Below are 20,794 nucleotides of genomic sequence, written 5' to 3' on the forward strand. Positions count from 1 at the left end.
CGAAATGAACGGAAAAATCACGATGGGTTTGGTGGGCACTTTCGCCTTTGTATCATTTGTGTTTGGACTCTCGCTTGCGACGTTTGTCGACTATCGCATCAATGAAGAACAGGTTGTCCTTGAACGATTAACGACCCATAAACAAATTGGTCCGACCGAGTTGCTGTCTACCGAGGTCGACTTTCATTTAAATGGGTCGAATTATGCGATTCGTTTTAAAGATGAACCAAATATTACGTATTGGTTCAATGTCGTCGATCGCAAAATTAAGTTCGATCGGATTGAATCGCTAGATTTGAGAGATACGGGGCTTCGGACAGAACTGTTTGAAGCGATGCCGCCTCTAGCGATGGAGTCGACTACTGCTGCAGAATAAAAGACGTCGAATGAACAACTTTTTCCTTTGAGAAAGAGTTGGTTTGCTCGACGTCTTTTGATTGTTTAGGAATAAATCGGGGTCGGTGGTGCCTGTAGCATGTACGTATAACGACAAATACTCGAGATTTGGGCGCCGTGACGACGAAGTGTATAACTCAAATCAGGTTGCAAACTTGTTGCTGAAATATGTGCCTCTTCAATGTATCGGAACATGTAGAAAAATTTTTGTTGAAGGAATGAAATAGCTTCCCGCAATAAAGTCTCGTCACAGTCAACGTGCATCTCTTGTATTGAAATATGGTACATATGTAAGCGTACTTTCATGATTCCAATCACTTGTCGGTTCCACTTCACGGAATAGAACAATGTTTGCTGGCGAACTTCTCGTGCGAATTGTTCATCTGTCATCGAAATGGCACCCGGAAGGAGATGACAATGTTCATTTCGAAATGTGAGCCAATCTGCTCTTCTTGAATAGTCCACCAATTCGAGTGTCCAATTGGTATGGGTTGCTTTCTCGCAAGGGATGAATGGTAGATGATACGTTTTGGTTTGATGAAATACTTGAAACCCTGCTGCTTCATATATTCGATGCTTGTCTTGATTATGAGAATCCTCTTCCTGAAGATAGTACGTAATCGGGTACTTTGTTTCTCGACTTCGTTCATAGATCAAACGATGAAGTAGTCCGCGAAAGACGTGACGATCACCATATGTGGCTTGAGAGAGGCGAATGGCATGATCCGTTTCAAGCTGTTCGTCGTTTGCGACGATTGAAGCGAGTGGGGTATCTCGATTGAGTGCGACGTAGACGTGATGATGCGAGGGAAGGGAGAGAAGCAAAGGGGCCTTGCTTAAAGGATATAGCGACTGAATGGAAATACGCTCATGTAACGGTAATTGCCTGCATTCTACAAAACGTAGCGCTCGTTTCACGAAGAATCCTTCTTTCTTTATCAAATGATAAGTACAAATAAATTGTAAGCGCTATCTTGTATCGTGGGGTGTGGCAGAATGATGAAACCTGACTCGAGAAAAAATCAATTACGTAAGAAAAAGGTTCGAGTAAAATAGAACATATCCGTCCAATACAATGAAATGGATTTCCTTTCATCGTTCATCTGTGAGATTCATCAAATGTCAGCGCAACGAACGGATGAGACGTGCTATACTTAAACACAATGAAAACACGGAGTAGGAGTATATGATGAAATACATTTATCAACTGATTCTGGTTTCTGTGCTTTGGTTGACGGTAACACCGTCTGCAGCCATGGCCGAGACAGAACCGGTCGTCATTCATGAAAATATCATTGTCGAAGAAGATGTAGAAATTCATGAAGGATTTCAATCGCCGAATGAAATGGTGTATTTGTTCGTATTAATTGTGTTGTTATCTGTCATCGGACTTGGCATGATGAACACGATTGAATAACGTGAAAACGTTCACAAAAATGCAATAAGTGATTTGGTAACGGTTACAATCGTTCCCTTATACTTATATGTGTAGGAAGAAAGTTCTGCACCAACTTTCTGTCCTCCTTTTCAAATGAACACCCCTCGTTCATATCATGTATTGGAGTCAATCGATCCTATCGATTGACTCCCTTTTTTTAAAATCGGATTCGCTTTTCTTTAGCAATTCGTTTTAAGCGCTTCGTCTCACTAGTGTGTCCGTGACTCTCTAAAAAGTCGACATATACCCGAAATGGTTCGGAGCGATGAGAAAAGAACGGGATATATTCAGAGAACAATTTTTGTTCCGCTTCTTTCAAATTCCCTTCAGCGACGAGAAGGCGGAGTTCTAACATTTTAAGCGCTTGATAGTTTTCGAGCGCGGTATCCTCTGTTTGGGACTTCTCTAACATCCGATCGCAAAGTTTTAAGAGACGGGAGTGAAGGAGTTTTCTTGTATTGGCATGACTGTGTTCGATGGGTAGCGTTGAGAGTAAATCAATTCGTGTAGAATCAACATCTTTTGGCACGTGGAGTGCGGTGTATAGGGCGCGGTCAATCCAAACGGTATCAATCGGGGCATCGAGCTGATAGTAGTGAATGAGTTGCTTGAGCATGGTGACTTGTGAAATTTTTAAAAGGCGAAACGGGTCACTTGTAGAGAAGAGCGGTTCTTCGCCAGCCGATGTAGAGAGGAGGTAAAACATTTCTTCATACATCGTACGTGCTTCTGTGTATTCCTCGGCGTAATGCGCTAAATCGCGAATGATTTTTTTAGCATGAATGTACCAATTTTTTTGGTCGCGTTCTGACATGACTTGATTCGGACGAATGTACAAATGTTCGTACGCAGAATCAACAAACCGTTCAGCCAAGGTGATGGTTTGCGAGAGCGAATGTCGCTCTTCAGAATTTTTTTTCTCTTTATAGCGCGTGAATTGGCTGATCATAAAATCAAAATCTTGATCATCAATCACATCTTTAGGAGTATGACGGTACATTTCGACGAGCAAATCGCGTAACGTCGCCTCGCCATACTGCTCTAACAATACGCGTAACTTTCCGATGCGCATCAGCTCTCCTCCTTTCAGTCAAACTTTTCGTAGGCAATCTCGATTTGGGCAGAAACCAATTATTATTCCTTTCCCGCTTTTCATCTGAAACAACCATTCGCTCTCATGCTTAAGACGGATTTTCGTAAGAAACGTTGTCAGATGATGGCTGGTTCGGGATAATAGAGAAAAATTGATAAAGTTGAGGATCATAATGATGAAAGATGAACAACATTTATCGCGTGTCGAACGTAGAAAGCGCGAATTAGAACAACAAGAAATCGAATCGTCTCGTGTGGACCACGGTGAAACGGACGAGCCCTCTATACGTGCACAATCTGAACAACAGCGTGAACGGGTAACACGCCAATCAGAACATCCCTTTTTAAATGAACAAACCCAAGAATCGCCAAGGACGAAAAATGGGACGGCAAAGTCAAGTCGGAAACGACTGCCCCGGGTTTCATTATTTTCGAAACGGAAATCATCTCGACCAAAATCTCGACAGACGACGAAACCATCAACACCATCTACCCCTGCTAAACGAGAAATAGATCATTCGTCTAAACAACCATCGAAACGAAAGCGTAAATGGAAGGGGAAAGCTGCCCTTTTCTTACTTGCAATGCTACTGATTGTTGGATATTTTGCGACTGCTCCATTTACATTCCTCATTATGGGGAGCGATGCGCGAGTAGGAGAATCGTTGTCGGGATCTCGTACGGACTCCTTGCAGTTGATGGAATTCGTACCACGCTCTGGTACTGTTCAGAATGTATCGATTCCACGTGATACGTATACAGCGATTCCATGTGAGCCTGAACGGGAAGGTGATAAAATCACGCATGCGTTCGCGTTCGGAGGTGCAGAGTGTACGATTGGTGCCGTGGAAGGGCTGACCGACGCCTCGGTCGATGGACAGGTCGTCATCACGTTCGAATCATTCATGGAATTGATTGATTTGATTGGTGGGGTAAATGTCACGGCAACGCATTCGTTTAGCGAGAAAGGGTTCAACCAGACGTATGAGTATACGGAAGGTGTTTCCTATGCGATGGATGGAGACATGGCATTGGCGTATGCGAGACATCGTAAATCGGATACGGATGGAGCACGTTCGAATCGTCAAACGGAGGTCATGACAGCTGTCGCTGAAAAACTGGCAAGTCCTTCAGGATGGACAAAAATTCCGGCGACGTATCGCTTCATGAAAGAAGAAATGGGACTTGAGATGAACGTCTTGCAAATGGCATCTGTCGGATTGACGATGATTTCGAATCCTGAGGTGAATAAGATGCAAGTCGAGGGTCAAGATGCTTATATCAATAACGTGTATTACTATGAACCGTTAGAAGAGAGCGTGCAGGCGATTCGAGACGCCCTTGATTTATCTGTCTGGGGTACTGTCAGATAATTTTAAGAAAAGGGTTTGATTCTGACTTGAAAGAGGAAATTTAAACAAATGAACTACTCTTTTGAGGAGGGAAATTTGAATGAAAGTTTTAGTCATTGGAGCAACAGGAAAGATCGGGAAACGTGTATTGAAAAGCCTGGCGAAAACCCATCAAGTGACCGCTTTAATTCGTTATCCTGAACTACAAGCAGAGTACGAGAAAATGGGTGCACACGTATTGACGGTTGATGTCGAGACAGAACTCGAGAAGAAAGTACATGAGGCGACAAGTGGACAAGATGCCGTTATTATCGCGGCAACTGCTGGCGCGGATGGTTCGAGCACTGAAATTGAACTGCTTGACCGAAACGTTGCGATGAATGCCATCGATGCCGCTAAGAAGGAACGGGTACGTCATGTTGTCTTACTCAGTGCCTATGGCGCTGATCAACCGAACGCTGCACCGAAAGAACTCTTTAACTTTCTGTCAGCTAACAATGCCGCTGACGAGTATATCGAACATAGCGGTTTGAACTATACGATCATTTGCCCAGTGACCATTGTTGATGAACCGAGTAAAGGTTCAATCGAAGCATCAGAGGACTTGAGTGATGCGGATGGTGCGACGCTTTCCGAAACCGATGTCGCGACTGTCATCGCAGCGTCTCTCGACAACCGAGGTCTGTACGGTCGCCGAATCGAAATCAAGTCTGGTAGCACACCGATTAATGAAGCGCTCGACTTTGAAGGGCGTGGAGAGGTTGCGAACGGCGGAAGAACGACATTACGTCGACCACAACGATCATAATGAGTTGAGGAGAAGATGATATGGAACGGAAACTTTATAAAGACCCAAACAATAAAATGATTGCTGGTGTTTGTTCAGGGCTTGGAAACTATCTAGGGGTGGACGTCACCGTTATGCGAGTCCTATTCGTGGCGATGGCGCTTCTCGGTGGCCCGGGACTCCTCATTTATATCATTCTGGCACTCATCATGAAAAAGCCGGTGTCAGAATATGAAGCCGAACAAGACGATCGCTTCTAAATCAAAAATCAATCCGACAAGACGTCGGATTGATTTTTTAGTTTTCCATATATAATGTATAACTCGCTTCGAACGTTTCGTTTGGTGGGAGGAGTTGGATCCCTTCTTTGTGTAGGAAATCTTTTCGATGGCCTTTATAATCCGCATGTCCGAACCAAGGTTCCAAACAGACGAACGGAGCGTCTTTCTGCGGCGGAGACCAGATGCCGAAATGCGTGAAAGAGGGACTCTCCATCACGATGGCTGCACCGGTTGGTTGATGTCGGAGTGCAGCATACTCAATTTTCTCAAAAATGAGTGCATCGTCGTCAAATAACGACCGAGTGAGGGGGATATACTGACGCTCTCCGAGTGGTTGATACGCGCCTGTTAAATAAGGGCCCTCGAGCAAATAGCGATCGAGGGAGCGGATTTCGCCGAAATCGATCACGTAGTCTTCAAATGTCCCGCCCATGAACGGAATATTGAATGCAGGATGACCACCGATGCTAAACGGTAACGTCGTTTCGCCCGGGTTATGGACGCGATACGTCACAATCACTTCTTCGCCCACAAGTTGATAGGACACGGTCAGTGTGAATGGGAATGGATAGTGTTGACGTGATTCCGATGTATCGTTCAATGTGAAGCGGACCGACGTGGCAGTCGAAGATTCGACCTCGAACATAGCGTCCCGAGCGAATCCGTGTTGACTCATCGTATAGGTGTTTCCCTCATATACATATTGATCATCGAGCAATCGACCGACAATCGGGAAGAGGATCGGGGCTTGTCGTCCCCAATAGGTCGGGTCCCCTTGCCATAAGAGTTCAGTTCCGGATACTTTCCAACTCGTCATCTCAGCACCTTGTGCCTTTAAGGTTATCTGTATTTTCTCGTTTTGAAGTTGCACAATCCATACGCTCCTTTACGGGTTTATGATAAGTTAAGTGTAGAAATCTTAAGTAAAACAAACAAGGGGTAAATGATGCGCTTACAAAGAATTGGTATTGGAACGCTGATCCTTCTATTGATTGCTGGCCTCGCATATAAAGGCTACGAGGAATATATGATGACACAAAAGAAAGAAGAAGCGGTTCCGATCGTCCAAAATGAATCGGTATTAGGAGGACTTGAAGTGGGGCAACAAGCCCCGGACTTCACTTTGAATACGTTAGATGAGGAGAATTTGACCCTTTCTGAGTTCCAAGGACAGCCGGTCGTCATTAACTTCTGGGCCTCTTGGTGTCCGCCATGCCGGGATGAGTTTCCTGAACTCGTATCGTTTGAAGAAGCGACAGGCATCCCAGTACTTGGCGTGAACGTCACCAAAAATGAGCGACGAGGAAAAGAGGACGTGGAGGCATTCCTAGATGAGTATCCCGTTGATTTTCCGATTTTGCTAGATGAAGAGGCCGCTGTCGAGCAACAATATCGCGTTGTCGCATTACCGACGACGTACGTTCTAGATGCAAAAGGGATCATCGTGGCGAAAAAAACGGGTCCGGTAGACGAGGCATGGCTTCAGCAACAAATCGACGACATCTCAGAATGATTCATTCGAAAAAAAGCTGAACGAACTGCCCGGTTAGAGAGGGCAGACCGTTCAGCTTTTATAGTGTTGCTTGATCAATGCGTCAAAGTTAGGGGTCATATCTTCTTCAAGATAGTAATGATGGTTGTCTCGAATGATTGTATCACCAACACGTGCTTCGGATGGTAGGAATCGTCTAGGGATGAAACTTGAGCCGTTGTTCCATCTCAATACGGCATATTTTCCCTCGATTCGTACCAATGTACCGTACTTAATCATACCTCTTCCTCCTCGACGAGCAGCTTCTGTCTCTTTTTATCCTTACATCATGTATTCCCAAATTCCACAAAAGCTACACATCTTTACACGTGTCTGTCTAATCACTATAGGGACGTTGTATCAAAAAACGATAGAGGTTAAATGCGGGAAATGTGAAGAAAGTTTGAAGAAAACGCTTTCTTTTTTTGAAATGGTCTTTTATAATGAAACCACGGGGTGATTATGACGAAACTGTGAACAATGGGGGGATGGTCATGTTTTCTTCTGCAATGATTGGGTTACTCGCTCTGACGGGAGTAACGATCTATGGGGTTGACCGTATGTTCACGGTCCGCTCAGAACGCGTCACAAAGAAATAGGTCTACATAGGGGGAAATCGCAACGTCTTGGGGAGACGTTGCGATTTTTTTATACGTCTTGTTGACGAGACCGACGATCGGTCTCTTTTTGTTCCACCATCTTTCGATTCCGCTCATGAACACGGTCAAAAAAAGCGTGCTCTGGCCATGCGGAGGACCAATGACGTTCTTCGGGGAGTGCCAAGATATATTCTTCCGCCGCACTCAATCTCTCAATCATGTGACTCCGGCTGTCGCACAAATCGCCGTGCCCTGGTACGAACCAGCGAATCTCATGTTCGTAGATGAGTGATTGCAAGGTTTGTAACGTGTCGAGATAGGCGGTTGGGTCGTGTTCGATAAAAGGTGGCTCGACATTAGACCCATAATCTCCACAAACGAGAAGATTCATGGATTCGATGAGAACCGACATATGTGTCGCGTCATGGCCCGGTGTAGAGAGGAAGGTCACGGGCACTGAACCGATTAAAAGCGTTTGATCGGGTTGGATGACCAGGTCGATGTCCGGTTTTTGAATCGGGTGATCAATATAATATTGTTCATAAAACTCGCGAATCTCATTTAATTGGTCAGATGAGTCTGCATCGACGAAAGCCTGTGAGGCAATCGTTGTGGCATCTGCAAAGCCGTAAGCTCCGATGATGTGGTCAAAATGATGATGTGTGAAGATGACATAAAGCGGCCGATTCCGACGGTGTAATTCGATGTCACGACGGATTGTCGCAATTTCTTCGGGGAGCCAGGTCGGGTCAATCAACAAAAGGGCATCTGGTGTATCGATGAGGGTCGATGTCGTTCGCATCAACGCGCTTTCGTATACGGTAAAGGATTGCAGCTTCGCTTGAATCAATGGAGTTCCTCCTTGTCTGTATGGATTCAATCACTCTTTTCCCCAAAACAATAGACGGAACAACAAAAAAGCAGAAAGTCGTGTGACTTTCTGCTTTTTGCAAGGTCTCAACCGTGCAGTGTATGTGTGCGAGATACTCTCGCGTATATGTCGATATTGGAGCGGGTGAAGAGAATCGAACTCTCGTCATCAGCTTGGAAGGCTGAGGTTTTACCATTAAACTACACCCGCATCAAAGAAAAAATATGGAGCGGGTGAAGGGAATCGAACCCTCGTCATCAGCTTGGAAGGCTGAGGTTTTACCATTAAACTACACCCGCGAAACGTATTAACTCTTAACGTTACTTTGATATAATAGCATATACGATGGAATTTGCAAACCCTTTTTTAAAAAAACTTTTTAGGTTGCAGAATCCTATTCACAACGCAGATAATAGAAAAAAGGGGAGAAATGAAATATGAGTGAGCGAAAATCATATTTACGACTGATGGGTGAAGGGTTTCGAATGTTGAAACAATCGAAACAAACGAACACGACGGTGTCTCTCCGAAGTTGGACGTTTTCGATCCATCATGAACAAGAATGGCAGGTTGTGTTACGAACGAATCGAATCAAGTGGGTCGGATTACCAAGTATGACGTTTGAGATTCATCCGGATATGATTCAAATAGGAGATCTTCGAGTCACCCGTCACGCACAATCGAACGAAGTACGTTTGACAATCGATGAAGAATGGGGATTGGAAAATAAGGTTGTTTGTGACAACCTAGAATGGGAAACGTTCGTCGATGCGCTCAAACAAGTGAAGGGGGAGTAAGCGTGAGTGGAGAGAGGTTGTATCGGATGGAAGCCGAGGCTCGAGGGAGTGCTTGGCGTGCCCGGGTTCTAACAGGAATTCAACGATTTCGATTTTATAAAGGGGAATTGCTTGCACCGACAAACCGACCGTATGTCGTGTTAAGCATCTCGCAAGATGAAGGAGCCCTGCCAGATTTAATTGAGACCGATATGGGTATCCTCTTGATCCATGAGCGGGTGGGACCTATCTTTATGAATGTCTGTCCGTATGACGTTCAGCTCGTTCGTGTCGAGCTTCATACGAGTACCGGGAAAACCGATCGTTACTGTGCGCTGAACGTCCTCCGCCGCTTTGAAATCGAATACCTTGAACATTCAAACGAATATCGTCCGCTGAGTGCGGATCGACTCTATTTCCTATCCAATCAAACTGTCCGCATGAACTTATTTGGACATATGATCGCCCAAGACGTAAATAGCCAACGTCTTTACGTGACCGAACGCTTGAAGTACGCGCTTCAAGCTAAAATGGTCACAGGGCTGGCATTCAAGCAAGTAAAGGAGAAAACAGCATGAAAGAGTACGAAATTGATGGGTGGTTCCGCCTGACGTATCCGGAACATTATGAATACAGCGAAGAGGAAGACTATGTGAGTTTTTACTCGACGGAAGCGGATGCGCAAGGGACGCTTCAAATCTCAATCTATGAATCAGAAGATTCGCAAGAACCAAAACAATCCGCTATGAGCGAATTGAATACGTTCTTAGGCGAATTTCCGATTGATGTAAAGATTGCTCCAAGTGTCACGACTGAAACGAGTGATATGACAACGGCCTACGCAAGTGGGATTGAAGATGGGATGCATTTAGATGTATGGTCCTTGACCGATGGGAAACGGCTCTTATTCTTAACTTACGTAGCCGATCAGGTGACCGATGAAAAGATGGAAATCGAGTCCATTATCGATTCGATTGAGTGGACATAAAAGGAGACACGACGCCAACGAGGCGCGTGTCTCCTTTTTTACTGATATTTTGGTACATCGAAGTTGAGTGTGTAAGCATCAAGTGATTGATAGATATTATAGATGCTTGTCGTTTGTTTTGCGGCCCATCCGATATCCGTTGCATATTGGTGCGTTCCTGGTGAAGAAGGATTGAAGCGCATCTTATACAGCGTATTTTGTTTATATGTCGGGTGATTGATATAGCTAGCCCCAATCCAGTAAGCTCCTCCGATAATCGCTTCTTTAGGAGAGAACCACTTTTGTTGGAAGGCGTATTTGGCGCCGTTTCCAAGAGGGTTGCTATCTGTTGCTTGAATACCGTACATATTATAGACGGTTGCGGCAACAGGACGTTCCGGATAAATCCGATTCCCACTCGAGTTAATTAATGCATTCCCATCTTTATCGACAGGAACTCCTTTTGCGAGAAGGGATGTACCATGTCCAGTTTCAAGGATGGCATGCGAGAGAAGATACACTTCGTTCACGCCATACATACTAGCCGCATCAACGAATGCCTGACCTTGTCCGCTGAGCGTTCCTTTTGATGTGAGGACCTTGTTCAATGTTGTCGCAGTTGTCCCAGCGCTCTTCGATAAATCTAAGAATTGATAGAATGATCGAGAGTTTGCATCAATCTGGCTAGGATCGACGTATGGAAGAAGATCATCAACTGATGCACGACGCCAAGTGTTATCAAAGACTCGGATATTGTGTCCGGCCGGTCGTTTATACGAAATCGTATAGTATGTGCCGGATTGACCTGTAATCGTAACGGTTTCGCCTGTATTAATTTGACCGTACGCATGAGATGTTAAAATTGGACGGCTCAAAATGTTGGCGGTTCCGACGACTGAACTTGGTGTCACGTAACCGGTCATCGTGCCGTATTTTACTTTATACCAAACGGTTGACCCGGAAGTATAACGGTCAACGTATTGAATTGACGCACCATATGGAATGGTGACGAGCGAGGACGAGCTTGAAGAGGCTGTCATCTTCAAAGCGGTTCCTAACCCTGAGACAACAGTCATCTCAGATTTCACAATCTTTCCTGTCGATCCGTTGACACTTACCCAAGCACGAGGTAGGTAGGCTTCATCGTATCGATGTGCATCCGTTTGGGCGAATTGAGCCACTTGACGGTCTGCCATCTGACGAACTGTCATCGGATAACTAGTATACGAAACTTTTTTCGTGATACCTGTCGCAGGTGGGGTCGTTGTGACAGGTACGACGTAATCGGTATGAATATAGTTGCCGCTATACGTACCACTTGTAAGAAGTGCCCAGTCTGAACCGACAATTGGTTTGATGTTGACAATCGTTCCCGTACTTAACGTTCCGACTTTATTTGCTGTTGTCACTTCAGGCGTCGAACGAACGTTGAGTGGCTCGTTCCCATCTACATAGATACGAACTTGACGTTCTTCTTCGTATTGTTCGTCTGACGGTACTGTTTTCGAGAAGTAATCTGCCGTCGCATAACCTGTAATCGGACCGTATTCGATTTTAAAGAATCGTTCCGTGAGACCAGGTTCCGACACTTGTTGAACTTTCGTGCCGAATGGAATGACCGCAACCTTCACTTTTTCAGCATCCGAGCGGTTGTATAAAACGACATCACGCGTTGTATAATAATCTGTTTTCACCACGACCTCTGGATCTTTTAATGAAAAGTGACTAGAACCTGCATATCCTGTTTTTCCGTCATAGCGAATCTTGAACCAAGAACTAGAAAGACCGCTTTGTGAAAGCTGTTCTACTTTTGCACCAAATGGAATCGTGGCAATCTTCGTCGCTCCGGCTGCAGACGAACTATACATCGCTACATTTCGAATCGCAAAGTATGGTGTGATCGTCACTTCTTCAGGTGCCTTCGTTGAAAAATGACGAGCGGCAGCGAAGCCGGTGACTCCATCATATTCAATTTTGAACCAAGAGTCCGATAAGTTGGCATCCGATACTTGGACGACTTTTGTTCCTTCTTGAATCGTGCGTAGACGAGCTGCTCCGGAAGCGGATGACTCATATAACACGAGGTCTCGAACCGCATAATAGGTTGTTTTGACGACGGCTTCAGGTTTTGATGTCGAGAAGTTACGCGCGGCCGCATAGCCGACCGTGTCCCCGTATTGGACTTTATACCAAGATGAACTCAATCCGTTCACGTATACACGCTTTACTTCTGCCCCAAGTGGAATTGTTGCAATTTTTGATGCACCAGTTCCTGAACTATTGTAGAGCGCGACATTCTTCACCGCGTAATATGTCGTGACTGCTTCTGGAGCAAGCGAAGTCGCGGTAAAGTTACGTGCTGGTGCATAACCGACAAGTGAACCGTATTCGAGTTTATACCATGAACCCGTCGCGCCTAATGAATCGAGGTAAGTGACTTTCGCACCTTCTGGAATCGTTGCGATTTTAGACGCACCTGAACCGGTCGAATCGTACAAGACGGCAGTTGTCGAAGCGTAAAACGAAGGACTTGTTTCGCTGAAGTATCGTGCTGCCACATATCCTGTATATGTACCAAATTGTACTTTATACCAAGATCCTGTCGCCCCGTGAGTAGATAGATGCGTCACGAGTGATCCTTTTGGGATGACTGTTTCGATTGAAGCGGACGTTGACATGGAAGAACGAAGATTGACGTTCATTTCAGCTACATATAATGAAGCGGATGTAGTAGAGGCTGTTGTCATAGATGAACCGATTGTCAAATACGTAGAAGAAACGTATCGTTTTTGACCTTCGAAGTTGATTTGTGCCCATTCATCGTTGACGGTGTATACATCTACCGTTGTTCCTTCCGTTAATTTGCCGACGATTGAAGACGATGTCGACGAATCAGACCGTACATTTAAAATGGGTGTGTTGACTGTTCCTTCGGATGTTGCTGCATATGATTGGAGTGGTGCGAGAGTGCTCAGTATCGTTCCTGAGACAATCGTGGCTACTCCTAATCTTGAGAGTGTCGATTTCAATATGTTACCCCTTTCGGATGAGAGAGCATGATTAAATTGATTGCGGTCTAAGTATAACGTACTTAAAAAATGGAAAGAAGAAGTAGAATTACAAAAAAGGTAAATGCTTAAAATAATTTTTCTAAAATCAGGTAAATGAAAAATCCCCTTATAAAAGGGGATTAAGTAAATTAATGGATTCTGTTTTGCTTCATCCAAGCAAGAATATCTGACCATACTTGTTCGCGGTGTGCTTCACGAAGGATTTCATGTCGAGCATTGTCGTAAGTGACGACTGCGAGCTCGACATCCGCATTACGATATTTCTTAATGATTCCGTTCAACCCTTCTCCGTCATGCGTGACAGGATCGTCCATTCCGGCAACGAACAGAACTGGAAGAGACTTCGGATGTTCATGAATCCGTGCAGACGTGGTGACATCTAATGAAGCGCGTGTCACTTCATGTAAAAAACCGAGGGAAGGCAAACCGCCACAATTTGGGTCGGCGAGATAGGAGTCGACTTCGTCTGGAACACTTGAAAGCCAGTCGCTATCCGTTCGAGCAGGTAAAAACTTAAGATTATAACGTCCGAATAACAGTCGTTCAAAAAAACGAGATTGGTGTGTTTCGTGTGTTCGTTTCATCGCGGTAGCAATTAAGCGATGCCCGAGTTCGCCTGCAACTCCTGGATGAGGAGGCGGGGCGACGACGACGATTCCGGATAAGGCGTGCCCCATGACTTGACCGAGCTTTCGAACGAGAAGAGAACCGAAACTATGACCTATTAGATATGTCGGACGATCATCCTCATATTGACGGATGAGGAACTGTGCATCCTCAACAAGTTGTTGGAATCCCGTTCCTGGCGTGAGATGCCCATATGTGCGTTGGTCATGAGCGCTTGTACCCGCACCACGCAAGTCACACACAAACACATCATAGCCATTATCTGCCATAAACTGTGCAAACTCAATATATCTTTCATGATGTTCGAGCATCCCGTGAAACATGAATATTTTTCCAATCGATTGCTCTGCCTGAACGTGCATCACTTCTGTTTGATACCCGTCAGGATACGTCAACTCCGATACGATCATGTGTCATCCCCCTATTAGAAAAGGCCGATTGCTTTTCCGGATTCGTCAATTCCCATATTGAGAGCTGCTGGATGTTTCGGTAACCCAGGCATCGTCAACACGTTGCCTGTTAAGGCGACGAGGAATCCTGCTCCCACTGAAGGTTTTAATTCGCGAACAGTGATGGTGAATCCTTGTTGATAACCGAATTTTGAAGGGTCGTCTGAGAGGGAGAACGGTGTCTTCGCCATACAAATGGGAAGGTCCGACCAGCCGTTCGCCTGAACATCTTGCATTTGCTTTTGTGCTTTGGCGGTAAACACGACGTCTGCAGCACCATATACTTCTCTCGCAATGGTTTTAATCTTTTGTTCGATCGAATCGTTCAACTCATACAGAGGCGTAAGTTTGCTTTCGTTCGACTCGACGGCGTCAATGACCGCTTCGGCTAACTGTCGACCACCAAGTCCGCCGTTTGCCCATACTTCGCTGAGCGAAGCACGAATACCGTGTGCCGCACACCAATCAAGAACGGTTGCAAGTTCCTCTTCTGTATCTGAATTGAAACGGTTCAATGCGACGACCGTAGGTAGTCCGAGTTTTTTCATCGTATCGATATGTTTGGCGAGTAATTTCAATCCTTCTCCGACTGCACCGACATTCTCGATGTGAAGCTGATCTTTTGAAACGCCACCGTGCATTTTTAAAGCGCGAACGGTTGCGACGAGTACGACCGCATCCGGATTCAAATCACCGACTCGAGATTTGATATGACAGAACTTTTCTGCCCCGAGATCGGCACCGAACCCAGCTTCCGTCACCACATACTCCCCAAGCTTTAATGCAGTCTTCGTTGCAATCAATGAATTGCATCCGTGCGCGATGTTTGCGAACGGTCCGCCGTGAACGAGTGCAGGCGTTTGTTCGAGCGTTTGGACGAGGTTCGGTTTAAAGGCTTCCTTCAACAGTAACGTCGCCGCCCCGGCCGCCCCGATTTGTTCTGCCGTGATTGGTTCTTTTTGATGGTCATAGGCGACTACGATTCGCTTGATGCGTTCTTCGAGGTCGTCCAATGAATCGGCCAGACAGAGAATCGCCATGATTTCCGAAGCGACGGTAATATCAAATCCGTCCTCACGAGGGACTCCGTGAGCAGGACCACCGAGACCGACCGTGACATGACGAAGTGCGCGGTCGTTTAAGTCAAGGACACGCTTCCAGACGATATGTCGGACATCGATCCCAAGGTCGTTTCCTTGATGCAAGTGATTGTCAATCATGGCACTGATCGTATTATGGGCCGATGTGATCGCATGCATATCACCTGTGAAGTGGAGGTTGATGTCTTCCATCGGGAGAACTTGACTGAAGCCACCACCAGCAGCGCCACCTTTTAGACCCATCGTCGGACCGAGTGAAGGTTCGCGCAGACAGACGATTGCTTGTTTATCCAACTGGTTCAACGCTTGTCCGAGACCAACTGTCACCGTCGATTTTCCTTCACCAGCTGGTGTCGGATTGATCGCTGTGACGAGAACGAGTTTTCCGTCTTTCTGCGTTTTCACACGTTCGAGGACATCGTAAGAAAGTTTAGCTTTATATTTCCCGTAAAGATCTAGATCATCTTCATGTAATCCGATTTTTGCTGCGATGTCTTTAATCGGCAAGGTTTTGGCTTGTTGGGCAATCGTAAGGTCAGATAATGGTTTCGTCGTTGTCATTCAAAAAGTCCCTCCGTTTATCGAACGATATCTTTCTATTCTCTTAAAATCATTCGGAAATTTCGGATTAAAATATGAATCAAGGCAAATCATATTTAATCCGTTCGTATTATCATTGATTTTATCATAACTCATCACGCCTTCAAATTCATTCATTCCGTTCAATATTTTCCACCCTTTCCGTCAAATGTATCCGTTTTCATTAAGGGTTTGACACGATACAGTGATAGTGGAGGCGATACACATGACTGAGACTACTAAACGGACGAAACGCAGAGGGAATTGGAAGAAACCTGCGAGCTTTATAGCATTTGTTGGACCTGCTTTTCTGGCATTTGTCGCAATCGTACTCATCCCATTTTTTAATGGCATTTACTATAGTTTCACTGATTGGAACGGCGTGACCGGAGAACTGAACTTTGTCGGATTGGATAACTATCATCGCTTGTTCTTTGAAGATGAGCAGTTCCGCGCTTCTTTTTGGATTACGACGAAATATACGCTTGTGTCTGTCCTATTGACGAATATCGTCGGTTTCTCATTGGCGCTATTATTGACGATGAACATTAAGACGCGAAACTTCCTACGCACAATTTTCTTCATGCCGAACTTGATCGGTGGCTTAATTCTTGGGTTCATCTGGCAGTTCATTTATGTAAAAGGATTTGCCTCGATCGGTGCGTTGACGGGGTGGAGCCTGTTCGAATTACCATGGCTCGGAGATGCGCAAACGGCATTTTGGGGAATCGTGATTGTCGCCATCTGGCAAGGTGGCGGGTATGTCATGGTCATCTACATCGCGGCGCTACAAAACGTGCCGACTGATTTGATGGAGGCGGCACGAATTGATGGGGCGAATCGTCTTAAGATGCTCCGCCATATCACGCTACCGATGATTATGCCATCGATTACCATCTGTTTGTTCCTGACCATCTCTTGGTCATTCAAAGTGTTTGATACGAACTTGTCGCTCACGAATGGTGGACCGTTCAAATCGACCGAGATGTTAGCCTTAAATATCTATACGGAGTCTTTTGTGAATAATAATTATGGTCTCGGGTCAGCGAAGGCGGTCATCTTCTTCTTGGTCGTGGCTGCGATTACGGTGACGCAAGTGTACGTGACGAAAAAACGGGAGGTGGAAGCATGACGACGGAAAAATTGGAACATGTCGAGAGAAACGTAGAGAAGACACCGAAGCGTATCCCGCAGCGTCCACTTCGCCCGGGAACGTATTCTTGGAACCTTGGAATTATTGAGCTCGTTGCCATCTTGCTCGGACTACTCTATTTGGTCCCGTTCTATTACGTTGTCGCCAACTCGTTCAAATCGATGGCTGAAATCTTTACGAATACGTCCGCCTTACCGAACGAGTGGTTGACCTCAAACTATACAGAAGCATGGGAAGCGATGAATTATGGACGTGTCTTTTTGAACTCCCTTCTCATCACGGTCGGAGCGAATGCGGTCATTGTCATCTTCACCTCGATGGCGGCATGGAAACTCGTTCGGACGAAACATTGGGTTTCCACAATGATCTTTTTCTTGTTCGTGGCAGCGATGGTCATTCCGTTCCAGTCCATCATGATTCCGCTCGTGAAAGTTTCGAGTATCCTCGGTCTGTTGAATAGTCATTGGGGCCTGATCGTCATGTATCTAGGTTTTGGGTCTGGTATCTCAGTATTCCTTTATCACGGATTCATGAAGTCGATTCCTGAGGAGATTGAAGAAGCCGCCATCATCGACGGTTGCTCGACATGGGGTGTCTTCTGGCGCATCGTCTTTCCACTTCTCAAGCCGATCACGGTGACAATCGTCATCTTGAACAGTCTATGGATTTGGAATGACTTCTTATTACCATCGCTTGTTCTTCGTGATGTCGAGTTACGGACCATCCCGCTCGCGACATTCTATTTCTTTGGACAGTACACGAAACAATGGGATTTGGCATTAGCAGGTTTAGTGTTAGGAATCGTTCCCCTTCTGGTCTTTTTCTTCGGCATGCAAAAGCATATCATCAAAGGGATCACAAGCGGTTCGATTAAATAACCCTCCCAAGGGAATCCTCCGTTCGCTACACGGAGGATTATTTTTTTTGAAAAAAATCGTTGACATTAATCTGAATATTTATAATAATGAACTCAATTCAATTGTGAACGACGTCGAAAGGACGAGTACACGAAGGTAGTGAGCCAAGCGATCCGGGGGTGGTGTGAGCCCGGTCTTAACCCTTCGTCGAAAAACTTCCTGGAGTCGCTACCCGAACGCTTTGCCAGTAGACGTAGCCGGACCGCTCCCCGTTATCGGAGTTACGAGATGATTGTCTCGAAAAAGTGAGTAGATTCGTCTACTAATTTGGGTGGCACCGCGGAACCGAAGTCTTCCGTCCCATGTTCGATGGGAATGGAGGGCTTTTTTTCATGGCTTCATTTTCAAATATTCCACAATTGGAGGAAACGGAAAATGACAACAGCAACAAGCACGATGAAAGAAAGACAGCAGACGATTGCAGCAGTAAAGGCACTCTTTGAGGAGAAAGTCTCACGTGAACTCGGACTGATTCAAGTACAAGCACCGCTATTCGTCGAATCGGCGAGTGGGATCAACGATCACTTGAACGGTGTGGAGCGTATCATTCAGTTTGATACGATGTATCCGGGACATGAACTTGAAATCGTTCAGTCACTCGCGAAATGGAAACGTGAAGCGCTCGGTCGTTACGGATTCGGTGTCGGTGAAGGATTGTACACTCAGATGCGTGCCATTCGACGCGACGAAGAACTCGACGCGACACATTCTTTATTCGTCGATCAGTGGGACTGGGAACGAGTGATTGCTCGAGAAGAACGGACGATGGAATATTTGAAAGCAACGGTGGAGTCGATTTACGCTGCGCTCCGTGAAACAGAAGCGGAAGTAGAGAAAGCGTACGGTGTTGAAGCGATTCTTCCGGAAATGATTCATTTCATCACGAGTCAGGAGTTGGAGGATACGTATCCGACGATGACGCCGAAAGAACGTGAAACGGCTATCTGTAAAGAGTACGGTGCGGTCTTCATCTCACAAATCGGAGATCTTCTCGCTTCAGGTATGAAACACGATGGACGAGCGGCAGACTATGATGATTGGTCGCTTAACGGAGACATTCTCGTGTGGCACCCTGAGCTCGAGTCAGCATTTGAACTGTCATCGATGGGCATTCGTGTCGACGAAGTGGCACTTGATGCGCAACTGAAGAAAGCAGACGCGGAAGAGAAGCGCGCGTACCCATTCCATCAAGGAGTGCTCGAAGGAACGCTTCCTCTTACAATCGGGGGCGGAATCGGACAATCGCGTGTCGCAATGTATCTCTTGCGCGCGCGTCATATCGGAGAAGTGCAAACATCGGTTTGGCCGCAAGAAGTCATTCAATCGTGTAAAGAAGCTGGCATCAGCTTGTTGTAATATAATAAGAAGAAACACGGAACAGGACTCGAAAAAAGAGTCCTGTTTTTCTGTGCAACATTTTCCACCCTATCCGTCAATTTTGACACCTACATTGTGGAAGCGTTTTCATTTAAAGTTGAGTTTGTAAAGATGGATAAGGTTAAGGGAGGAAATGAGATGAAACGGAAGTGGAAATTGTCTACAGCGGTCATGACGGCTGGAATGGTCTTATCACTCGCGGCTTGCGGCGGCGGATCACTCACGGACGAAGGTTCTTCTGAAGGAAATGCAGATAGCGGCGACAAAAAAGACGTCACGTTAAACGTCTTCCAATTCAAAGCGGAGATTGCGAAAGACCTTGAAGCGATGGCAAAAGAGTATGAAGAGGAAACGGGTGTGAAAGTCACGGTTCAAACCGTCGGTGGTGGAGCAGACTACGGTGCGGCCCTCAAATCACAATTCGCCTCAGGAAATGAACCGGATATCTTCAACAACGGTGGATTCACGGAAGCACAAACATGGAAAGATAAACTCGAGGACCTCTCAAGCGAGAAGTGGGTCGGAGATTTGACAGAAGTCGCCAAAGAGCCGATGACGATGGACGGTAAACTGTACGGAATGCCAATGAACCTCGAAGGTTACGGATTTATCTATAATAAAGAACTATTTGAAAAAGCAGGGATCAAAGAGTTACCGAAAACACTCTCTGAACTGACAGATGCTGCTGAAAAACTTGAGCAAGCGGGAATCACACCGTTCTCTGTCGGTTATGCAGAGTTCTGGATTTTAGGAATCCACTTGTTGAACATTCCGATGGCGCAACAAGACGACCCGGATGCATTTATTCAAGCGCTCAATGAGAATAAAGCGAAGTTTGAAGACAATGAACAGTTCCAAGAGTTTTTGAAATTGTTTGATTTGACGATTAAATACGGAAACAAAAACCCGTTGACGACGGACTACAATACACAAGTCACACAGTTCGCCCAAGGAGAGACAGCAATGCTCCAACAAGGGAACTGGGCACAACAAATGATCCTCGACGTAAATCCAGATATGGAGATGGGATTCGTCCCAATCCCAATCAATGACGATGCGGAGAAGATGGACCGACTTCCGGTCGGTGTCCCGAACAACTGGGTCGTCAACAAAAATTCGAAGTATAAAGAAGAAGCGAAAGACTTCTTAGAGTGGATGGCGACGTCGGATACAGGGAAAGACTACATGGTCAACAAGTTCAAGTTCATCCCTGCCTTCAAGTCGATTGAAGCCAACGACCTTGGACCACTCGCAGACGATATCTTGGCGTATTCGAATGAAGGGAAGACCATCTCTTGGAACTGGTTTAAGTATCCGGATGGAGCAGTGAATGAATATGGTGCCCTTATGCAGGCATATGTCGGTGGACAAAAAACAGGTGAAGAGATGCTTCAGGACTTCACGAAAGTATGGCAAGACAAAGTGAAATAA

General features: G+C 45.7%; 21 protein-coding genes, 2 tRNA genes and 1 other annotated feature. Of the genes, 13 read left to right on the top strand and 10 right to left on the bottom strand.

Features of this window, described 5'->3' with window-relative positions; all coding sequences use genetic code 11:
• The first annotated feature begins 4 nt into the window (after positions 1 to 4).
• Positions 5 to 376, top strand: coding sequence for a hypothetical protein (locus KNO78_RS12840; RefSeq protein WP_074037773.1), 372 nt, complete (start codon positions 5 to 7; stop codon positions 374 to 376).
• Positions 377 to 441: 65 nt separating this feature from the next.
• Here the strand turns inward: KNO78_RS12840 and KNO78_RS12845 are convergent, their stop codons facing one another.
• Entirely contained in the window at positions 442 to 1,314 is an 873-nt protein-coding gene (locus KNO78_RS12845) for a hypothetical protein (RefSeq protein ID WP_214691467.1), read from the bottom strand.
• Positions 1,315 to 1,585: 271 nt separating this feature from the next.
• Here KNO78_RS12845 and KNO78_RS12850 point away from each other — a divergent pair, with 271 nt between their 5' ends.
• Positions 1,586 to 1,813: a hypothetical protein gene (locus tag KNO78_RS12850; protein WP_031421006.1), complete on the top strand. Its 228-nt coding sequence runs from the start codon at positions 1,586 to 1,588 to the stop codon at positions 1,811 to 1,813.
• Positions 1,814 to 1,991: 178 nt separating this feature from the next.
• Here the strand turns inward: KNO78_RS12850 and KNO78_RS12855 are convergent, their stop codons facing one another.
• Positions 1,992 to 2,906 (bottom strand): hypothetical protein, encoded by a 915-nt coding sequence (locus KNO78_RS12855; RefSeq protein ID WP_159563538.1) that lies wholly within the window; start codon positions 2,904 to 2,906, stop codon positions 1,992 to 1,994.
• 196 nt (positions 2,907 to 3,102) lie between these two features.
• Between KNO78_RS12855 and KNO78_RS12860 the strand changes: the two genes are divergently transcribed.
• The 3 genes from KNO78_RS12860 to KNO78_RS12870 all read left to right on the top strand — a co-directional run bounded on the left by KNO78_RS12860 (position 3,103) and on the right by KNO78_RS12870 (position 5,325).
• Entirely contained in the window at positions 3,103 to 4,299 is a 1,197-nt protein-coding gene (locus KNO78_RS12860; protein WP_251125331.1) for an LCP family protein, read from the top strand.
• A gap of 79 nt (positions 4,300 to 4,378) precedes the next feature.
• Complete coding sequence (locus KNO78_RS12865; protein ID WP_214691469.1) at positions 4,379 to 5,086, top strand: SDR family oxidoreductase; 708 nt, start codon at positions 4,379 to 4,381, stop codon at positions 5,084 to 5,086.
• 20 nt (positions 5,087 to 5,106) lie between these two features.
• On the top strand, positions 5,107 to 5,325 hold the full coding sequence (locus KNO78_RS12870) for a PspC domain-containing protein (RefSeq protein ID WP_214691470.1): 219 nt from the start codon (positions 5,107 to 5,109) through the stop codon (positions 5,323 to 5,325).
• 37 nt (positions 5,326 to 5,362) lie between these two features.
• Here the strand turns inward: KNO78_RS12870 and KNO78_RS12875 are convergent, their stop codons facing one another.
• Positions 5,363 to 6,217, bottom strand: a complete 855-nt coding sequence (locus tag KNO78_RS12875; RefSeq protein ID WP_196431588.1) for an aldose 1-epimerase family protein — start codon at positions 6,215 to 6,217, stop codon at positions 5,363 to 5,365.
• Positions 6,218 to 6,292: 75 nt separating this feature from the next.
• On the opposite strand from KNO78_RS12875, the gene KNO78_RS12880 reads away from it, so the two are divergent.
• Positions 6,293 to 6,859 carry a TlpA family protein disulfide reductase gene (locus KNO78_RS12880; protein WP_230872856.1) on the top strand — a complete coding sequence of 189 codons (567 nt, stop codon included), beginning with the start codon at positions 6,293 to 6,295 and terminating at the stop codon, positions 6,857 to 6,859.
• 51 nt (positions 6,860 to 6,910) lie between these two features.
• Here the strand turns inward: KNO78_RS12880 and KNO78_RS12885 are convergent, their stop codons facing one another.
• The 4 genes from KNO78_RS12885 to KNO78_RS12900 form a co-directional block, all read right to left on the bottom strand.
• A complete protein-coding gene (locus KNO78_RS12885) occupies positions 6,911 to 7,117 on the bottom strand; it encodes a DUF3006 domain-containing protein (protein ID WP_015880796.1) in 207 nt (68 codons plus the stop codon).
• 408 nt (positions 7,118 to 7,525) lie between these two features.
• Positions 7,526 to 8,326 carry an MBL fold metallo-hydrolase gene (locus tag KNO78_RS12890; protein ID WP_196431586.1) on the bottom strand — a complete coding sequence of 267 codons (801 nt, stop codon included), beginning with the start codon at positions 8,324 to 8,326 and terminating at the stop codon, positions 7,526 to 7,528.
• 157 nt (positions 8,327 to 8,483) lie between these two features.
• Positions 8,484 to 8,557 (bottom strand) — tRNA-Gly (locus KNO78_RS12895).
• Between the two features lie 15 nt (positions 8,558 to 8,572).
• Positions 8,573 to 8,646, bottom strand: a tRNA-Gly gene (locus tag KNO78_RS12900).
• Between the two features lie 138 nt (positions 8,647 to 8,784).
• Here KNO78_RS12900 and KNO78_RS12905 point away from each other — a divergent pair.
• The 3 genes from KNO78_RS12905 to KNO78_RS12915 are packed head-to-tail and all read left to right on the top strand — an operon-like array spanning position 8,785 to position 10,111.
• Positions 8,785 to 9,144, top strand: coding sequence for a hypothetical protein (locus KNO78_RS12905; RefSeq protein ID WP_031421018.1), 360 nt, complete (start codon positions 8,785 to 8,787; stop codon positions 9,142 to 9,144).
• A gap of 2 nt (positions 9,145 to 9,146) precedes the next feature.
• A complete protein-coding gene (locus KNO78_RS12910; protein WP_148209495.1) occupies positions 9,147 to 9,701 on the top strand; it encodes a hypothetical protein in 555 nt (184 codons plus the stop codon).
• Entirely contained in the window at positions 9,698 to 10,111 is a 414-nt protein-coding gene (locus tag KNO78_RS12915; RefSeq protein ID WP_074037765.1) for a DUF3805 domain-containing protein, read from the top strand. Before KNO78_RS12910 ends, KNO78_RS12915 begins: the two co-directional genes overlap by 4 nt.
• A gap of 38 nt (positions 10,112 to 10,149) precedes the next feature.
• Here KNO78_RS12915 and KNO78_RS12920 read toward each other — a convergent pair whose 3' ends face one another.
• The 3 genes from KNO78_RS12920 to KNO78_RS12930 all read right to left on the bottom strand — a co-directional run bounded on the left by KNO78_RS12920 (position 10,150) and on the right by KNO78_RS12930 (position 15,898).
• Positions 10,150 to 13,119, bottom strand: a complete 2,970-nt coding sequence (locus tag KNO78_RS12920; RefSeq protein ID WP_214691471.1) for an SH3 domain-containing protein — start codon at positions 13,117 to 13,119, stop codon at positions 10,150 to 10,152.
• A gap of 170 nt (positions 13,120 to 13,289) precedes the next feature.
• The gene (locus KNO78_RS12925) at positions 13,290 to 14,198 is read right to left on the bottom strand and encodes an alpha/beta fold hydrolase (RefSeq protein ID WP_214691472.1); all 909 of its coding nucleotides are present in this window, start codon (positions 14,196 to 14,198) and stop codon (positions 13,290 to 13,292) included.
• A gap of 14 nt (positions 14,199 to 14,212) precedes the next feature.
• Positions 14,213 to 15,898 carry a formate--tetrahydrofolate ligase gene (locus KNO78_RS12930; protein ID WP_214691473.1) on the bottom strand — a complete coding sequence of 562 codons (1,686 nt, stop codon included), beginning with the start codon at positions 15,896 to 15,898 and terminating at the stop codon, positions 14,213 to 14,215.
• A gap of 244 nt (positions 15,899 to 16,142) precedes the next feature.
• On the opposite strand from KNO78_RS12930, the gene KNO78_RS12935 reads away from it, so the two are divergent.
• The 4 genes from KNO78_RS12935 to KNO78_RS12950 all read left to right on the top strand — a co-directional run bounded on the left by KNO78_RS12935 (position 16,143) and on the right by KNO78_RS12950 (position 20,794).
• Complete coding sequence (locus KNO78_RS12935; RefSeq protein ID WP_196431582.1) at positions 16,143 to 17,048, top strand: carbohydrate ABC transporter permease; 906 nt, start codon at positions 16,143 to 16,145, stop codon at positions 17,046 to 17,048.
• Entirely contained in the window at positions 17,045 to 17,947 is a 903-nt protein-coding gene (locus KNO78_RS12940) for a carbohydrate ABC transporter permease (protein WP_078146321.1), read from the top strand. The genes KNO78_RS12935 and KNO78_RS12940 overlap by 4 nt, the downstream gene beginning before the upstream one ends.
• 104 nt (positions 17,948 to 18,051) lie before the next feature.
• Positions 18,052 to 18,292 (top strand) — a binding site (T-box leader).
• A 69-nt stretch (positions 18,293 to 18,361) separates the two neighbouring features.
• A complete protein-coding gene (gene asnA, locus KNO78_RS12945) occupies positions 18,362 to 19,342 on the top strand; it encodes an aspartate--ammonia ligase (protein ID WP_214691474.1) in 981 nt (326 codons plus the stop codon).
• A gap of 159 nt (positions 19,343 to 19,501) precedes the next feature.
• Positions 19,502 to 20,794, top strand: coding sequence for an ABC transporter substrate-binding protein (locus tag KNO78_RS12950; protein ID WP_196431581.1), 1,293 nt, complete (start codon positions 19,502 to 19,504; stop codon positions 20,792 to 20,794).

The organism is Exiguobacterium sp. s132 (assembly GCF_018617235.1).
In the GTDB taxonomy this organism is placed as follows: domain Bacteria; phylum Bacillota; class Bacilli; order Exiguobacteriales; family Exiguobacteriaceae; genus Exiguobacterium; species Exiguobacterium profundum.

Bases quoted from the DNA above. Each gene is read 5' to 3' on its own strand.
- KNO78_RS12840 (WP_074037773.1), top strand. From the start codon at position 5: ATGAACGGAAAAATCACGATGGGTTTGGTGGGCACTTTCGCCTTTGTA.
- KNO78_RS12850 (WP_031421006.1), top strand. From the start codon at position 1,586: ATGAAATACATTTATCAACTGATTCTGGTTTCTGTGCTTTGGTTGACG.
- KNO78_RS12855 (WP_159563538.1), bottom strand. From the start codon at position 2,906: ATGCGCATCGGAAAGTTACGCGTATTGTTAGAGCAGTATGGCGAGGCG.
- KNO78_RS12860 (WP_251125331.1), top strand. From the start codon at position 3,103: ATGAAAGATGAACAACATTTATCGCGTGTCGAACGTAGAAAGCGCGAA.
- KNO78_RS12865 (WP_214691469.1), top strand. From the start codon at position 4,379: ATGAAAGTTTTAGTCATTGGAGCAACAGGAAAGATCGGGAAACGTGTA.
- KNO78_RS12870 (WP_214691470.1), top strand. From the start codon at position 5,107: ATGGAACGGAAACTTTATAAAGACCCAAACAATAAAATGATTGCTGGT.
- KNO78_RS12880 (WP_230872856.1), top strand. From the start codon at position 6,293: ATGCGCTTACAAAGAATTGGTATTGGAACGCTGATCCTTCTATTGATT.
- KNO78_RS12885 (WP_015880796.1), bottom strand. From the start codon at position 7,117: ATGATTAAGTACGGTACATTGGTACGAATCGAGGGAAAATATGCCGTA.
- KNO78_RS12905 (WP_031421018.1), top strand. From the start codon at position 8,785: ATGAGTGAGCGAAAATCATATTTACGACTGATGGGTGAAGGGTTTCGA.
- KNO78_RS12915 (WP_074037765.1), top strand. From the start codon at position 9,698: ATGAAAGAGTACGAAATTGATGGGTGGTTCCGCCTGACGTATCCGGAA.
- KNO78_RS12925 (WP_214691472.1), bottom strand. From the start codon at position 14,198: ATGATCGTATCGGAGTTGACGTATCCTGACGGGTATCAAACAGAAGTG.
- KNO78_RS12930 (WP_214691473.1), bottom strand. From the start codon at position 15,898: ATGACAACGACGAAACCATTATCTGACCTTACGATTGCCCAACAAGCC.
- KNO78_RS12935 (WP_196431582.1), top strand. From the start codon at position 16,143: ATGACTGAGACTACTAAACGGACGAAACGCAGAGGGAATTGGAAGAAA.
- KNO78_RS12940 (WP_078146321.1), top strand. From the start codon at position 17,045: ATGACGACGGAAAAATTGGAACATGTCGAGAGAAACGTAGAGAAGACA.
- asnA (WP_214691474.1), top strand. From the start codon at position 18,362: ATGACAACAGCAACAAGCACGATGAAAGAAAGACAGCAGACGATTGCA.
- KNO78_RS12950 (WP_196431581.1), top strand. From the start codon at position 19,502: ATGAAACGGAAGTGGAAATTGTCTACAGCGGTCATGACGGCTGGAATG.